The 15,076-nt window shown below is 60.7% G+C and carries 13 protein-coding genes and 1 pseudogene; 5 read left to right on the forward strand and 9 right to left on the reverse strand.

Annotated features, from left to right (window positions below; genetic code table 11):
- Positions 1–35: 35 nt before the first annotated feature.
- From NBG89_RS27080 to NBG89_RS27115, 8 genes are all read right to left on the reverse strand, one after another.
- A complete protein-coding gene (locus NBG89_RS27080; RefSeq protein ID WP_431323364.1) occupies positions 36–731 on the reverse strand; it encodes a GntR family transcriptional regulator in 696 nt (231 codons plus the stop codon).
- Between the two features lie 109 nt (positions 732–840).
- On the reverse strand, positions 841–1,722 hold the full coding sequence (purU, locus tag NBG89_RS27085; protein ID WP_431323365.1) for a formyltetrahydrofolate deformylase: 882 nt from the start codon (positions 1,720–1,722) through the stop codon (positions 841–843).
- Positions 1,723–1,798: 76 nt separating this feature from the next.
- Positions 1,799–3,106 carry a type III glutamate--ammonia ligase gene (gene glnT, locus NBG89_RS27090; RefSeq protein WP_431323366.1) on the reverse strand — a complete coding sequence of 436 codons (1,308 nt, stop codon included), beginning with the start codon at positions 3,104–3,106 and terminating at the stop codon, positions 1,799–1,801.
- Between the two features lie 78 nt (positions 3,107–3,184).
- A complete protein-coding gene (locus NBG89_RS27095; RefSeq protein ID WP_431323367.1) occupies positions 3,185–4,513 on the reverse strand; it encodes an FMN-binding glutamate synthase family protein in 1,329 nt (442 codons plus the stop codon).
- A gap of 14 nt (positions 4,514–4,527) precedes the next feature.
- A complete protein-coding gene (locus tag NBG89_RS27100; protein ID WP_431323368.1) occupies positions 4,528–5,214 on the reverse strand; it encodes a protein GlxC in 687 nt (228 codons plus the stop codon).
- Between the two features lie 2 nt (positions 5,215–5,216).
- Positions 5,217–6,122, reverse strand: a complete 906-nt coding sequence (locus NBG89_RS27105; protein WP_431323369.1) for a class II glutamine amidotransferase — start codon at positions 6,120–6,122, stop codon at positions 5,217–5,219.
- Between the two features lie 89 nt (positions 6,123–6,211).
- A complete protein-coding gene (locus NBG89_RS27110) occupies positions 6,212–6,871 on the reverse strand; it encodes a helix-turn-helix domain-containing protein (protein WP_431323370.1) in 660 nt (219 codons plus the stop codon).
- A gap of 32 nt (positions 6,872–6,903) precedes the next feature.
- On the reverse strand, positions 6,904–7,881 hold the full coding sequence (locus NBG89_RS27115; protein ID WP_431324566.1) for a GlxA family transcriptional regulator: 978 nt from the start codon (positions 7,879–7,881) through the stop codon (positions 6,904–6,906).
- 90 nt (positions 7,882–7,971) lie between these two features.
- Here NBG89_RS27115 and NBG89_RS27120 point away from each other — a divergent pair, with 90 nt between their 5' ends.
- The 5 genes from NBG89_RS27120 to folD are packed head-to-tail and all read left to right on the forward strand — an operon-like array spanning position 7,972 to position 13,958.
- Positions 7,972–9,222: a sarcosine oxidase subunit beta family protein gene (locus NBG89_RS27120; RefSeq protein WP_431323371.1), complete on the forward strand. Its 1,251-nt coding sequence runs from the start codon at positions 7,972–7,974 to the stop codon at positions 9,220–9,222.
- A gap of 23 nt (positions 9,223–9,245) precedes the next feature.
- Complete coding sequence (locus NBG89_RS27125; protein WP_431323372.1) at positions 9,246–9,521, forward strand: sarcosine oxidase subunit delta; 276 nt, start codon at positions 9,246–9,248, stop codon at positions 9,519–9,521.
- Complete coding sequence (locus tag NBG89_RS27130) at positions 9,518–12,484, forward strand: sarcosine oxidase subunit alpha (protein ID WP_431323373.1); 2,967 nt, start codon at positions 9,518–9,520, stop codon at positions 12,482–12,484. Before NBG89_RS27125 ends, NBG89_RS27130 begins: the two co-directional genes overlap by 4 nt.
- Positions 12,485–12,501: 17 nt before the next feature.
- On the forward strand, positions 12,502–13,035 hold the full coding sequence (locus NBG89_RS27135) for a sarcosine oxidase subunit gamma family protein (RefSeq protein ID WP_431323374.1): 534 nt from the start codon (positions 12,502–12,504) through the stop codon (positions 13,033–13,035).
- Between the two features lie 23 nt (positions 13,036–13,058).
- Entirely contained in the window at positions 13,059–13,958 is a 900-nt protein-coding gene (folD, locus tag NBG89_RS27140; RefSeq protein ID WP_431323375.1) for a bifunctional methylenetetrahydrofolate dehydrogenase/methenyltetrahydrofolate cyclohydrolase FolD, read from the forward strand.
- A 376-nt stretch (positions 13,959–14,334) separates the two neighbouring features.
- On the opposite strand, the pseudogene NBG89_RS27145 reads toward folD, so the two are convergent.
- A pseudogene (locus NBG89_RS27145) lies at positions 14,335–14,688 on the reverse strand (HipA domain-containing protein); the annotation flags it as partial.
- Positions 14,689–15,076: the final 388 nt, after the last annotated feature.

Here is a 15,076-nt window from a genome sequence, read left to right on the forward strand (position 1 = left end):
CTCGTCGATGGATCGAGGCAAACAGGTCAATCAAGTCAATCCGAACCGGCTTGCGCCGACAAGACTTCCTCCGCGATTGCGCACGCGCGCGCAACATGATCGGTCGCCGCCTGGTAAGCGGCCTGGCCATCTCCTCTTCGAATGGCATCGACGATCTTTTCCATCTGCGCTGGTCCGTCGGAATCCCGATTTGGCGTCTTTATCGTCATCGATCGCAGGTGATTGATACGAACCGTCAGAAGGTTGACGACCCCCCAGGCGACGTGTCTGTCGACCTTGCTGAACAGCGTCTGGTAGAACGCGCTCGTGTGCGCCAACACGCCCGGCATGTCCTTCTCGGCGTAACTCTTCCGGATCCCGTTCAGCGACTTGTCCAGCGCCTGCGCAATCTTCTTGTCGCCCCGCTCCGCGCACAGCCTCGCAGCCATGCCCTCGAGAGCGCCGCGGATCTCGTAGATCTGCTTTGCCTCTTCGAGGTCGAGCATTGCGACGATCGGACCCTTGTTGGGCTGGTTTGAGACCAGACCCTCGGATTCCAGGTGGCGCAGGACTTCTCTCACGATCGTCCGGCTGACTCCAAGTTGCGCGCACAAATCACGCTCCACCAGCCGATCTCCGGGACGGAAATACCCATTGACGATGCTGTCTCGCATCTTGTCGAGGGCGAGCTCTCTCAGCGTCTTGGCCGGCCGCTCGATCCGTATTGCGTTGTCCTGCAGGCCAGCGCCCATGTTCCCATCCCTCATATTTTGTTCGCCTTCAGCCACCACGGCAGAATTCTGATCGTATTATGGCGTACCAAAATATAGTCGCGGGTCGTGATCGAAGCAACGGGCTCCCTCACCCCATGCGATCGGACGCGTACGAGCCGGGACTGGGCGGAAAGACCACGGTTCGATTGCCGTTCAGGAAGGTACGCCGGTGAATATGGGCGTGGACCGCCCGTGCCAGAACCTGCGCCTCCACGTCGCGTCCAAGCGACACGTAGTCTTCCGCCGACTGAGCATGCGTGATCCTGACTGTATCCTGTTCTATGATGGGACCCTCGTCGAGATCCGCCGTTACATAGTGCGCGGTCGCACCGATCAGCTTGACACCTCGCTGGTAGGCCTGCTTGTAAGGGTTTGCTCCCTTGAAACTAGGCAGGAAGGAGTGGTGGATGTTGATGATCCTTCCGGACATCTGCTGGCACATCTGATCCGAGAGGACCTGCATGTAGCGGGCAAGGACAATCAGTTCCGTCTGCGTCGACTCCACCAGTTCCATGATCCTGGCTTCCGCCCGGGGCTTGTTTTCCTTCGTCACCGGAATGTGGTGGAACGGAATGTCGTGATTGACCACCAGCTTCTGGTAGTCCAGATGGTTCGACACAACACCGGTGATTTCGATCGGCAGCGCACCGATCCGCCAGCGATAGAGAAGGTCGTTCAGGCAATGGCCGAATCTGGATACCATGAGAAAAACCTTCATGCGTTCTGCCTTGCTGTGCAGTTCGCTGGTCATCTCGAACTTCTCCGCGATCGGTCTGAAGCCCTCGACCAGGTCCGTTTCCGTCGCCCGTTCTTCTGAGACGAAGCCCACGCGCATGAAGAAACGCCCGGTTTCGAGATCGTCGAACTGCGAGCTGTCGGTGATGTTGCAGCCGAGCTCAGCGAGATAGCCGGAGATGGCCGCCACTATTCCACGGGTCGACCTACAGGTGACTGTAAGAACAAAGTGCATATGACGTTCCGTATTTGACTGAGTCGATACATCCCCCACGCCGTAAGCGTGGGGGATAGGGACAAGACTGGTCGGGTCAGATATCGAGGGTGGTCTGCCTTTCCCACTCCGTGAACTGCGAGCAGTAGCTGTTCCATTCCGTGTGCTTCATCTTCAGGTAGGCCGCGGAGAACTCGCGTCCCAGGGCCTCCTGCAGTTCGTCATCCTTTTCGTATTCACGCAGCGCGTCGAGGAGGTTGAGCGGAAGCTTCGGGGCATCGGTTACCGAATGCCCGTCCTTGTACATGTCGATGTCGTAATGCGGCCCTGGGTCGGCCTTCGATCTGAGACCCGAAAGGCCAGTGGCGATGATGATTGCCTGAAGAAGGTAGGGATTCACCGCGCCATCCGGAAGTCGGAGTTCGAACCGGCCCGGTCCTGGCACGCGCACCATGTGGGTTCGATTGTTGCCCGTCCAGGTCACAGTGTTTGGCGCCCATGTCGCACCGGAAATGGTCCTCGGCGCATTGATGCGCTTGTAGGAGTTGACGGTTGGATTGGTCACCGCCGCCAGTGCCGAGGCATGCTTCATGATGCCGCCCAGAAACATCTTGCCCTGCGACGAAAGGCCGAATGGCATGGTCTTGTCGGCGAAGGCGTTGACCCGTCCCTCGACGTCCCACACCGAGATGTGGGCATGGCAACCGTTGCCTGTAAGCCCCTTGAACGGCTTTGGCATGAACGTCGCCCGCAAGCCGTGCTTCTCCGCCACCGACTTGACCATGAACTTGAAGAACGAATGCTTGTCGGCCGTCTTCAGCGCGTCGTCATACTCCCAGTTCATCTCGAACTGGCCGTTCGCATCCTCATGGTCGTTCTGATAGGGCTTCCAGCCGAGTTCGAGCATGTAATCGCAGATCTCGGCGATCACGTCGTATCGCCGCAACAGCGCCTGCTGGTCATAGCATGGCTTTTCAGCGGTATCGTACTCGTCCGAGATCACCGACCCGTCGGGAGTGATCAGAAAGAATTCCGGCTCGACCCCGGTCTTGACGCGGAGGCCAGCGTCTGCAGCTTCGGCCACGAGCTTCTTGAGCATCACACGTGGCGCCTGGCCGACAGGCTTCCCATCCATGACGCAGTCGGCAGCTACCCATGCCACTTCCTTTTTCCAAGGAAGCTGGATCACCGAGGACGCATCCGGAACGGCGAACAGATCCGGATGGGCGGGCGTCAGATCGAGCCACGTGGCGAAGCCGGCAAAGCCAGCGCCGTCCTCCTGCATGCCCGCAATTGCTTCTGCCGGAACCAGTTTGGCGCGTTGTCCGCCGAACAGGTCCGTGTAGCTGATCATGAAGTACTTGATTCCCTTTTCGGCAGCGAATTTCGAGAGGTCCAGTGTCACAGTAGTTCCCCTGTTTTAAGTTCGACACTCATTGGAGTAAGCAGGCCGCGCTCCTCCCAGACGCGCGCCCCGCTCGGGTCAGAATCCGGCCTTGCCGGGATACCAGTTGGTGCCGGCCAGCGGCACTTGAGCCATGGCGGAGGCCTCCATCGTCAGTGCGCAGAGATCTTCGGGCTCGAGGTTATGCAGGTGGTTCTTCCCGCAGGCACGTGCGATCGTCTGCGCCTCGAGCGTCATGACCTTCAGGTAGTTGGCAAGGCGACGCCCTGCGGCGACCGGATCCAGCCGACTGGAGAGCTCGGGATCCTGGGTCGTGATGCCCGCCGGGTCCTTTCCTTCGTGCCAGTCGTCGTAGGCGCCAGCGGTGGTGCCCAGCTTCTGATATTCCGCTTCCCAGCGCGGATCGTTGTCGCCGATGGCGACGAGAGCAGCCGTACCGATCGCGACTGCGTCGGCGCCGAGGGCAAGAGCCTTGGCAACGTCGGCGCCAGAGCGGATGCCGCCGGAGATGATCAGTTGAACCTTGCGGTGCATGCCAAGATCCTGGAGTGCCTGAACGGCCGGTCGGATGCAGGCGAGTGTGGGCATGCCGACGTTCTCGATGAAGACATCCTGGGTTGCGGCGGTTCCGCCCTGCATGCCGTCGAGGACCACGACGTCGGCGCCGGCCTTTACCGCCAAGGCCGTGTCGTAGTAGGGACGCGCGCCACCGACCTTGACATAGATCGGCTTTTCCCAGTCTGTGATCTCGCGCAGTTCGAGGATCTTGATTTCGAGATCGTCCGGCCCGGTCCAGTCCGGATGCCGGCAGGCCGAACGCTGGTCGATGCCCTTCGGCAGGTTGCGCATGTTGGCGACGCGGTCGGAGATCTTTTGACCCAGAAGCATGCCGCCGCCGCCGGGCTTTGCCCCCTGCCCGACCACGACTTCGATCGCGTCGGCACGACGTAGATCCTTGGGGTTCATGCCATAGCGCGACGGCAGATACTGGTAGACCAGCGTCTGCGAATGGCCGCGCTCTTCGTCGGTCATGCCGCCGTCGCCCGTGGTAGTCGACGTCCCGGCGATGGTTGCCCCGCGCCCCAGAGCTTCCTTTGCGTTGCCAGACAGAGCCCCGAAACTCATGCCCGCAATGGTGATCGGGGTCTTGAGGGTGATCGGCTTCTTGGCGAAGCGGGAGCCCAGCACGACGGTCGTGTCGCACTTCTCGCGATAGCCTTCGAGCGGATAGCGGGAAATCGATGCTCCGAGGAACAGGAGATCGTCGAAGTGGGGCACCTTGCGCTTGGTACCGGCACCGCGGATATCGTAGATCCCGGTAGCCGCTGCGCGGCGGATTTCCGCTAAGGTGTAGTCGTCGAATGTCGCTGACTTGCGCGGCGGGGTGTATGGGTTGTGATAGCTCATGATGATCCCTTGGCCTAGTACGCGTCGGCGTTGTCGATATTGAAGTTGTAGAGCTTGCGGGCAGAGCCGTAGCGCTTGAATTCTTCCGGCCTCGCATCGGCGACGCCGGCCCGCTTCAAGAGTTCGGCGAGCTTTTCCAGATGCTGCGGTTTCATTTCCTTTTCGATGCAGTCGGCCCCGAGGCTCTTTACGCTGCCCCGCACGAAGAGCTTGGCCTCGTACAGGCTGTCGCCCAGCGCATCGCCAGCATCACCGCAAACCACCAGGTGGCCGGACTGCCCCATGAACGCCGACATGTGACCGATGTTGCCATGGACGACGATATCGATGCCCTTCATGGAGATGCCGCATCGGGAGGCGGCATTCCCCTTGATCACGAGCAGGCCGCCTCGCCCGGTCGCCCCGGCATACTGCGAGGCGTCACCTTCGACGACGACGGTCCCCGACATCATGTTTTCGGCGACACCGGGACCTGCGGAGCCTTTGACTGTCACCGTGCCGCCGTCGTTCATTCCGGCGCAGTAGTAGCCAACCGAGCCCTGGACGGTGACTTGGACGGGGCGATCGAGCCCGACCGCGACAGCGTGGCTGCCGCGAGGGTTCACGACTTCGAATTCGGTATCGTTAACGCCATCAGGCAGACGGTGGAGAGCGCCATTGAGCTCGCGCAATGGTATGTTGGAAAGGTCGAATACGGGCATGATTACGCAGCCTCCTCGTGATCCCAGAAATAGACGGTCGCCGGTTCCGGCTCCCAGACACGCGCGCTCTCGATGCCAGGCAGGTTGGCAAGCGCCCGGTATTCCGAGCCGAAGGCGACGTACTGGTCGGTTTCGGCCATGACCGCGGGCTTGCAGGCGATCGGATCGCGCACGACACCGAAGCCGGACTTCGTTCCGACGACGAAGGTGAAGAAGCCGTCGAGATCGTCGAGCGCGCCCGACAGCGCCTCGCCGAGGTTCTTGCCCTTGGCCATCTCGGCAGTCAGATAGGCGGCCGCGACCTCCGAGTCGTTCTGGGTCTCGAAGGTGATGCCTTCGCGGATGAGTTCCCGGCGCAGATTGTTGTGGTTCGAAAGCGAGCCATTGTGGACGAGGCACTGGTCGGCGCCCGTCGAGAACGGATGCGCGCCGAGAGTAGTCACCGCGCTCTCCGTCGCCATGCGGGTGTGACCGATCCCGTGAGTCCCCCGCATCGACCGCACGTCAAACTTCGCGACGACCTCCTTCGGGAGCCCGACTTCCTTGAAGATCTCGACGCTTTCCCCGGATCCCATGACGCGGACGTTGGGTCGCAGAGCGGACAGGACCGAGCGGAGGTTTCCGAGTTCGACGGATCGCAGCGCGACGATGGCATGAGTGCTCTTGGCGGTTACGGTGGCGACGACGCCCGCATCGCGCAGATCCGCTTCCAGAGTGGCGAAGTCCTTCTCCGGGTTCGGGGACTGGACGGTCAGCTTGGCCTTCCCGTGCTCGGCGGCGCCATAGATCGCGATGCCCGCTGAGTCCGGGCCGCGATCGGTCATGGTGATCAACATGTCGGACAGCAGCTCACCCAACTGCGGTTCGAGGCTCGAGTCTTTCAGGAAAAGTCCAACAATGCCGCACATCGACGTGCACCTCCGTTCGTTACTGACGAAGGGCTAACACATGATTCCGACGATATCAACTGTCAGGAAACAAATATTCCTGTGAGGAATTATCTGCCGATGTCGCTGGAGGTCTGCGGATAGGAAATGATCGACAGGTAGCGCGCCGGGAGTTTGACCAGCTCCTCGGGCCCGTGGGGCGCGTCCGCGTCGAAGAACAGGCTGTCGCCAGGCTGCATCTGGAAGAGCTTCTCCCCGTGCCGATAGACGACCTCGCCCTCCAGCATGTAGAGGAACTCCATTCCCTCGTGCTGGAAGGTCGGGAATACGTCGGAATCCGTCGTCAACGTGATCAGATATGGTTCAACCGTCACGCCGCTGCTGTTGTTGTCGATGTGCCCGAGCAGGCTGTACTGATGCCCGGCGCGCGTGCCGCGACGCTCGATCTTAAGCCCTTCGCCCGCTTTCACGAACGTCGCGCTGCGCGGCTCCTCGAAGCCGCGGAAGAAGGCGGTGATCGGCACCCCCAACGCCTTCGACAGACTTTGAAGGGTTGTTAGCGACGCCGAAGTGTTGCCGTTTTCGATCTTCGACAACATGCCCACAGAAACCCCTGTAGCCGCAGCCAGGTCGTTCACCGTGATGCCAAGCTTCTTGCGATAGGAACGAACCTCGTGTCCGATCGCCATTTCGAGATTGTTTTCTCGCGGCTCGCGCACAGCATGCGGATCTTGTGAAAAGACTTCTCTTGGATCCGGTCTGGACACCATGCTTACTCCCGCGGTTGTCTTTTGAGGGCGCCTTACGACGCCTTATAGGAAACTTTCCGACGATGGACGATGGGTGTCACGCCGTAAAGCATTTTGAAGGCTCTGGAAAAATGGCCCGAACTCGAGAAACCGGTCGCAAAGCCCACTTCCGCGACCGACAAAGGGCTTTGCTCGAGTAGGCGTCTGCCATGTGCCAGCCGGATGTTCCGGTAGGTGTCGAGGAACCCGGACTTCATGTGAAGGGCGAAGAGCCGGTCCAGATGTCGCACGCTCGTTCCCGCCAGCCGCGCCATTGACCGACGGTCGAGAGGCTGCTCGATAGTGGTTTCCATCTTTTCGAGGACCATCAACAGGATCGGATGGAAGGTACCGAAGCGTTCCGCAGCCGAACTGCGTTGCGAGGCTTCGGGCTCGGCAACCGCCGTGTGCAGATACCAGTCGCTGACGCGGCGCGCGAAATCCTGTCCCAGTCGATCCGAGATCAAGGCATGCATCATGTCGAGCGGCGCAACCCCGCCCGCGCAGGTGATCCGGTCACCGTCGACGACAAAGCGTGCCTGTCGCGGGGTCAGGTGTGGAAACGCCTCGCGCAGAATGGAGGCGTGTTCCCAGTGTATGGTGAAGTCACGCTGGTCCAGGAGCCCCGCTCCCGCCAGGACGTACGCCCCGCTCGAGATCCCGCCAACCCGAACGCCCTGCCGCGCGATGCGGCGCAACGCCGGGTAAGAGTTCTCGGCCGACGTCCAATCGTCCGGAACGCCGCCGGCACAAACGAATATGGTGTGACAGTGCTCTCCAACCGACGCCACGCTCTCGCACTCCATTGACATGCCGGAGGAGCTGCGCACGGGATGTCCGTCAACCGACAAGAGCCTAATCTGATAAAGCTGGGTACCAGCTACCAAATTTGCTGCACGCAACGGCTCGCTCGCCGATGCGAACGACATGAGCGCAAAATTGGGTAGCAGAAGGAAGCCAATGCGTTGCAGCGTTCGGTCGGCTGGTGTCATGGCCCAAACGTATCGCATTTTGTCCCTTTTTTGCAATCTCGATCATTCTGTCCACGTTAGTTTGGACGAAACGAACAGAAGGTTCCGAACGTGCGCTACTCAGCCTTTTCGATCTTGAAGAATGGCCTCCTGGGGAATAGGTCGTGGAAGCCTGCATGGCGCGATCCGCAGCCCAAGGCGCATTACGACGTCATTATCGTCGGCGGCGGCGGGCACGGTCTGGCTACCGCCTACTACCTCGCAAAGGAATTCGGCGTCCGAAATATCGCTGTTCTGGAAAAGGGCTATGTCGGGGGCGGCAACGTCGGCCGGAACACCACCATCATCCGGTCCAACTACCTGCTAGCGGGCAACAACCCGTTCTACGAACTGTCCATGAAGCTCTGGGAGGGTCTCGAGCAAGACTTCAATTTCAACGCCATGGTTTCTCAACGCGGCGTTCTCAACCTTTATCACTCCGATGCGCAGCGCGATGCATTCACTCGCCGCGGAAACGCGATGCGCCTGCACGGGGTCGATGCCGAGCTGCTTGATCGCGCCGCGGTCAAGGCAATGGTTCCTTTCCTTGACTTCGATAACGCACGCTTTCCGATCTACGGTGGGCTTCTGCAGCGACGTGGCGGCACCGTACGTCACGACGCGGTTGCGTGGGGCTACGCGCGGGGCGCAGATGGGCACGGCGTGGACATCATCCAGAACTGCGAGGTTACAGGCATCCGGCAGACAGGTGCCCGCGTTCTTGGTGTCGAGACGTCAAGAGGTTTCGTCGGCTGCAACAAGTTGGCGCTTGCCGTTGCGGGCAGTTCCTCGCGACTGGCTGAAATGGCCGGAATGAAGCTGCCGATCGAAAGCCACGTCCTCCAGGCTTTCGTGTCGGAGGGACTGAAGCCCTTCATCGACGGCGTCGTGACCTTTGGTGCAGGACACTTCTACGTATCCCAATCGGACAAGGGCGGCCTGGTGTTCGGCGGCGACATCGACGGCTACAATTCCTATGCCCAGCGCGGCAACCTCGCTACCGTGGAGCACGTGGCAGAAGCTGGCAAGGCCATGATCCCCGCGCTGTCCAGAGTCCGGGTTTTGCGCTCCTGGGGCGGCATCATGGACATGTCGATGGACGGCTCTCCGATCATCGACCGCACCCACCTCGACAATCTCTATCTGAACGCGGGCTGGTGCTACGGCGGCTTCAAGGCCACGCCAGCCTCCGGCTTCTGCTTCGCCTACCTCCTGGCGAAGGGGGATTCGCATCCCACCACGCGGCAGATGCGGCTCGACCGTTTCGCCCGCGGTTATCTTATCGACGAGAAGGGCCAGGGCGCCCAGCCAAACCTCCACTAGGCAGGCACATCGAGGACATTTGAATGGCAAGCATCATTTCGTGCCCGCATTGCGGCAAGAGACCCAAGGAGGAGTTCACGGTGAAAGGCGCAGCGCTGAAACGCCCGGATCCGGATGCGACCACAGACGTGTGGTTCGACTACGTATATCTGCGGGAAAACCCTCGCGGAGCATACCAGGAATATTGGCATCACACTTCGGGTTGTCGTCGTTGGCTGGTGGTCACCCGCGACACGGTCACCCATGAGGTTGCCGGATGCCGCGACGCAGCGGAAGCTAGGATCGAGGTGCAGGCATGACGTTCTATCGTCTTTCGACAGGCGGTTTGATCAACCGGGACGCACCGCTCTCCTTTTCCTTTGACGGAAAGTCGATGAAGGGCTTTGAAGGTGACAGCCTCGCATCGGCGCTCCTCGCCAACGGCCAGATCCTCGCTGGTCGCAGCTTCAAGTACCACCGCCCTCGCGGCATCCTGACGGCGGGCGCTGCCGAACCCAACGCCCTCATGACCATCGGTGAAGGAGGCCGCACGGAGCCGAACACTCGGGCGACGATGCAGGAACTTTACGAAGGCCTCCAGGCGACCAGTCAAAACCGCTGGCCGTCCCTGGAGGCTGATATTGGTGCGTTCAACGGACTTCTGTCGCCATTCCTGAGTGCCGGCTTCTACTACAAGACGTTCATGTGGCCGGCGAAGTTCTGGGAAAAGGTCTACGAACCATTTATCCGCCGTGCTGCGGGCCTTGGAAAGGCTACCTATGAGGCTGATCCCGATACCTACGAGAAGTGCTGGATGCACTGTGACTTGCTCGTCGTGGGCGCTGGCCCTGCAGGACTTGCCGCCGCGCTGACCGCTGGCCGAGCAGGCGCACGGGTCGCGCTGGTGGATGAGCAGAGCACCTTGGGCGGTGGGCTGCTGTCCGAGACCGCGACAATCGGCAAAGAGGCTGCACCCAGCTTTGCCTCCGCTTGCCTGGAGGAGCTTGGTGCGCTGGCGAATGTCCGTATCCTGGCGCGGACAACTGCCTTCGGCTGGTATGACGGAAACGTCTTCGGAGCCGTCGAGCGCGTGCAGAAGCACGTTTCCCACCCACTACCCTCGTTACCCGTCGAACGCTTGTGGCGCATCGTTGCGAAGCGCGCAATCCTGACTACAGGTGCCGAAGAGCGCCCCATTGTGTTCGGAGGCAACGACATCCCAGGCGTGATGATGGCGGGCGCCATGCGCAGCTATCTCAACAGGTACGGCGTTGCGCCTGGCAAGTCGGTCGCGGTCTTTACGACGAACGATTCCGGTTACTCGCTTGCCTCGGACCTTGAACGGGCAGGAATTTCCGACCTGCTTGTCATCGACAGCCGGCCTGAAGGAGGCTCGACCCCGTATGCAGGCAAAGCCCGTGTCATCAAGGGTGGTCTTGTTGCCGACGCCCATGGCGGCAAGTCGCTGTCGTCCATCAGCATCCTCCGTCAGGGCAGGAGGGAAAGGATCTCCGTTGAGGCTCTCGCCATGTCCGGAGGATTTTCGCCTGTCATCCATCTCGCGTGCCATCGCGGCGGACGACCGCATTGGTCGGATGAACATGCCGCGTTCCTGGCGCCGTCGGGCATAGCCGGGGCCACGCTTGCGGGTGCTGCAAATGCTGTTGGCGGTCTGCAGGCATGTCTCGACGACGGCGCGGACCGGGCGGCTTCAGCCCTGAGCGACCTCGGCTTCCCCGTGGCGAAGGCCTTATTCGGTCCTGTTGATGGGGAGATAATCGCAAATCCGGCACCGCCGTTCTGGTCGGTCCATGGCGCCAAGGGGAAGGCCTTCATCGACTTCCAGAATGACGTGCACACAAAGGATCTGAGCCTTGCCGTGAGGGAAGGCTACAGCCACGTCGAACTCGCCAAGCGCTACACGACGAATGGAATGGCAACTGACCAGGGCAAGCTTTCCAACGTGAACGCAATAGGGCTAATCGCCAAGGCCCGCGGAGTGTCTCCGGGCGAGGTCGGCACGACGACGTTCCGCCCGTTCTACACTCCGGTCTCCTTCGGCGCACTGGCTGGACCATCGCACGGCGAGCATTTCCAGCCCGTCAGGAAATCCCCCCTTCACGATTGGGCGAAGAAGAACGGTGCTCAGTTCGTGGAGACCGGACTGTGGTATCGCTCCTCCTGGTTTCCACGATCGGGAGAAACGGGCTGGCGGGAAAGCGTCGACCGTGAAGTGAAAAATGTCCGGGTCAACGCTGGAATTTGCGATGTGTCCACGCTTGGAAAGATCGAGATCACAGGCAAAGACGCGGCTGAATTCTTGAACCGCGTCTACTGCAACGCTTTCCTGAAGCTGCCGGTCGGCAAGGCGCGCTACGGCCTCATGCTACGGGAAGACGGCTTTATCTACGACGACGGCACGACAAGCCGGATTGGCGAGAACCGTTATTTCATGACGACCACGACGGCCTATGCTGCGGGAGTGATGAACCATCTTGAATTCTGCGCACAGGCCCTTTGGCCGGAATTGGACGTTCGTCTGGCGTCCGTGACCGATCAATGGGCTCAGATGGCGATCGCCGGGCCAAAGGCGCGGCTTGTGCTGCAGGGTGTCGTCGATGACGACATTTCGAACGAGGCTTTCCCCTTTCTTGCTGCCAAGGAGGTCTCTCTCTTCGGCGGTACGATCCGGGGACGGCTGTTTCGCATTTCGTTCTCCGGCGAGCTTGCGTTCGAACTGGCGGTCCCGGCCGGCTACGGCGAAAGTGTCGCTGACGCCCTGATGGAGGCGGGAAAAGAACACAATTTGTGCGCCTACGGCGTGGAGGCGCTCGGCGTCCTGCGCATCGAAAAGGGTCACGTGACGCACAGCGAGATCAACGGGACCGTCGTGCCGGGCGATCTCGGGTTTGGCAAGATGGTATCGACCACCAAACCGGACTTCATCGGCAGACGAATGCTCGCCCGCGAAGGCTTCGGGGCATCCGACCGGCTGCAACTGGTAGGCGTCATACCACTCGATCCCAGTACCAGCTTCCGCTCTGGCTCCCACATCCTCGAGGAACAGGCCGGGGCGACCCTGGAAAACGATCAAGGCTACGTAACGTCGAGCTGCTACTCCCCGCATGTCGGTTCAACCATCGGTCTCGCCCTCGTCAAGGGCGGCCTCTCGCGACACGGCGAAGAGGTTGTCGTCTGGAACGGCCTGAAGGGCGAGTCGACCCCGGCGCGGCTCGTCAATCCCGTTTTTGTCGATCCGTCAAACGAACGGCTGCACGCCTAGAGAAGAAAGGAAGCTCGATGCCAGAATTCCGTATCACCCGCCGCTCCGCATTGGGCGACGCGTCTCCGATCCTTCGTGGCAGCGTGAGTATCGAGGCACTCCAGGAGGGGCATGTTCTACATGTCCTCGCCGACCGCGGCGAACAGAACCTGTCGGCGGTACTCGCAGATTTTACAGGGAACAAGGCGTACGCCGTGCGCCCGGTCACCCAATCCCAATGGTTTGTCGTTGGCGACAGTGTGATCACTCAGTCCGAGCTCGGAGCGCTGTCGGCGGCAATCGGCGCCGAGGCCGATCTGATCGATCAGAGCGATGGCCGCGTCCGCTTCAAGATAAGGGGGCCGATGGCAAAAAGCGTGCTGGAAAAAGGCACCGCAGTCGACCTTGAGCTGTCCGAATTTCCTATCGGGCGGTCGGCTACGACGTTGCTCGGCCATATCTCGGTTCACATCACGCGTCTGGGCGGACACGAATTCGAGCTCATCGTCCTGAGAAGTTTCGCGGAAAGCCTATGGGACGAACTGGCTCGCATGAGCCATGAATTCAGCTAATCCTTGCGAACGTGGAGGATGAAATGACGACGATCATCGATGGAAAGTCGGTGGCCGCCTCGATACTCGAGACTGTCAAAATTGGCGGCGTGTCCTTGGCGGCAAAGACCGGTCGGGCAGCGGGCCTTGCGGTCGTGATCGTCGGCGACGATCCGGCCAGCCATGCCTACGTCAATTCCAAAAGCAAGATGGCGAAGGAATGCGGGTTCAAATCCGTCCAGCACACCTTGCCGGTCGAGACGACGCAGGAGGAGTTGGCAGCGCTCGTCACTTCCTTGAACCACGACCCCACAATCCACGGCATCCTCGTGCAACTGCCGTTGCCCAAGCATCTGAAATCCGAACCGATCATTCAATCGATCCTGCCGGAGAAGGATGTCGACGGTCTCAACGTCGTCAATGCCGGCAAGCTTGCGACCGGCGATCTCGAAACCGGCCTCGTGTCCTGCACTCCGGCTGGCGCGATGGTCTTCGTGCGCCGCACGCATGGCGAAGATCTCTCCGGCCTGAATGCTGTGGTGATCGGCCGCTCGAACCTGTTCGGGAAGCCGATGGCGCAGTTGCTGCTCAATGCGAATGCGACGGTGACCATCGCTCACTCGCGCACCAAGGATCTGCCGGCTGTCTGCCGCAATGCGGATATTCTGGTTGCTGCCGTCGGGCGCCCGGAGATGGTCAAGAGCGATTGGGTGAGGCCCGGCGCCACTGTCATCGATGTCGGCATCAACCGCGTTCCGGCTCCCGAAAAGGGTGAAGGCAAGACGCGCCTCGTCGGCGACGTTGCCTTCGATGAGGCTGCGAAGGTCGCTGGCGTCATTACGCCGGTTCCCGGTGGGGTCGGGCCGATGACAATCGCGATGCTGATGGCCAATACCGTCATCGCGGCCCATCGAGTGGCCGGTCAGACGCCACCCAAATTCTGATCCGGCAGCGGGTCGTCTACGGCCCATGCAGTGGAACTATCCAGGATTGTACCGGCCGGGCTGCGTGCAGTGCCGCCATTGCGCGTGCTGCTGTGCGGGCGCCGTGGCGGACTGCCCACTCTCGCGGCCGTCGTCGACGATGCGCGGCAGTGGCGTTCGCGTGATGTGAATTGGCGCAGTTGATGCGAATCGAACCTCAGAGCCATCATTTCAGGCGCCTTCTGGTGGCTGGCAGCGTGATATCACAATGCTTGAGACGAGAGCCCACATACTGATCGACCTAAGCCGCAATGGCGTCGCATATGCAGCGGATCACTCGTGGATATAGGGGGGCTGCAGCACCCGCATATTCTACGTGTGAGTCACTTCCCGGTAGGAGCATTATAGACGGCGCATGCGCATCGACGGCGTCGATGACGTTGCTCATCATCGGGAGGTTCGTCCTTTCGGTCTGCCAGACCTCAATGAACCGCTCGACCGTTTCCCGAGCTGTGTCGAGAACCAGTTTTTCCGAAACCTGCGCCTTCGCGGCCATATGCTTCAGCTCGTCGATCGACAGGGCTGCCATCTTTTTGGTACGCGAGAAATTGAGCGCAGCCGTATCCTCGCCCTCGATATATGGGATCGTCGAAAGCAGGTCATAGGCGGGCGACAGCGCTGGCGTCCGACGATCCGGATAGATTAGCGACCAGTTCTTGACGTGCATGTCGCCGTTGCCGATCAGCGCGCTGCATCGGCGTCAACGCCTTATGCATAAAACCGCATCGCGCAACTCAGATTATTCATTATCATATATCGCATCCGCTTCGACATCTGTAGCGAGCAACTCAAGCACCAAATTCCGTTCTGGGGACAAGCGGAGCAAGCGAGGGCGACAATCCTCTCGATCAGGCGGCAAAACCAGGGTCACACCAAGATCCTGCCAGCAAGGGGGCGACGCTTCTGGCATGTGTCTGCTGTCCCGCGACGATAAGTCGGCCCCCTCGTTACGACGCCAGGGAGACCATCCGGGACGTCATGAGCCTGGTCGCTACTCATCAGCGCAGAGTTCGAATTCGCCCGCGTATTGCGCCTGGTTGCCTCGGATCGCAAGGCGACTGCGAACAGAGCACGTCGCC

Source organism: Rhizobium sp. YTU87027, assembly GCF_050644135.1.
Taxonomy (GTDB): domain Bacteria; phylum Pseudomonadota; class Alphaproteobacteria; order Rhizobiales; family Rhizobiaceae; genus Rhizobium.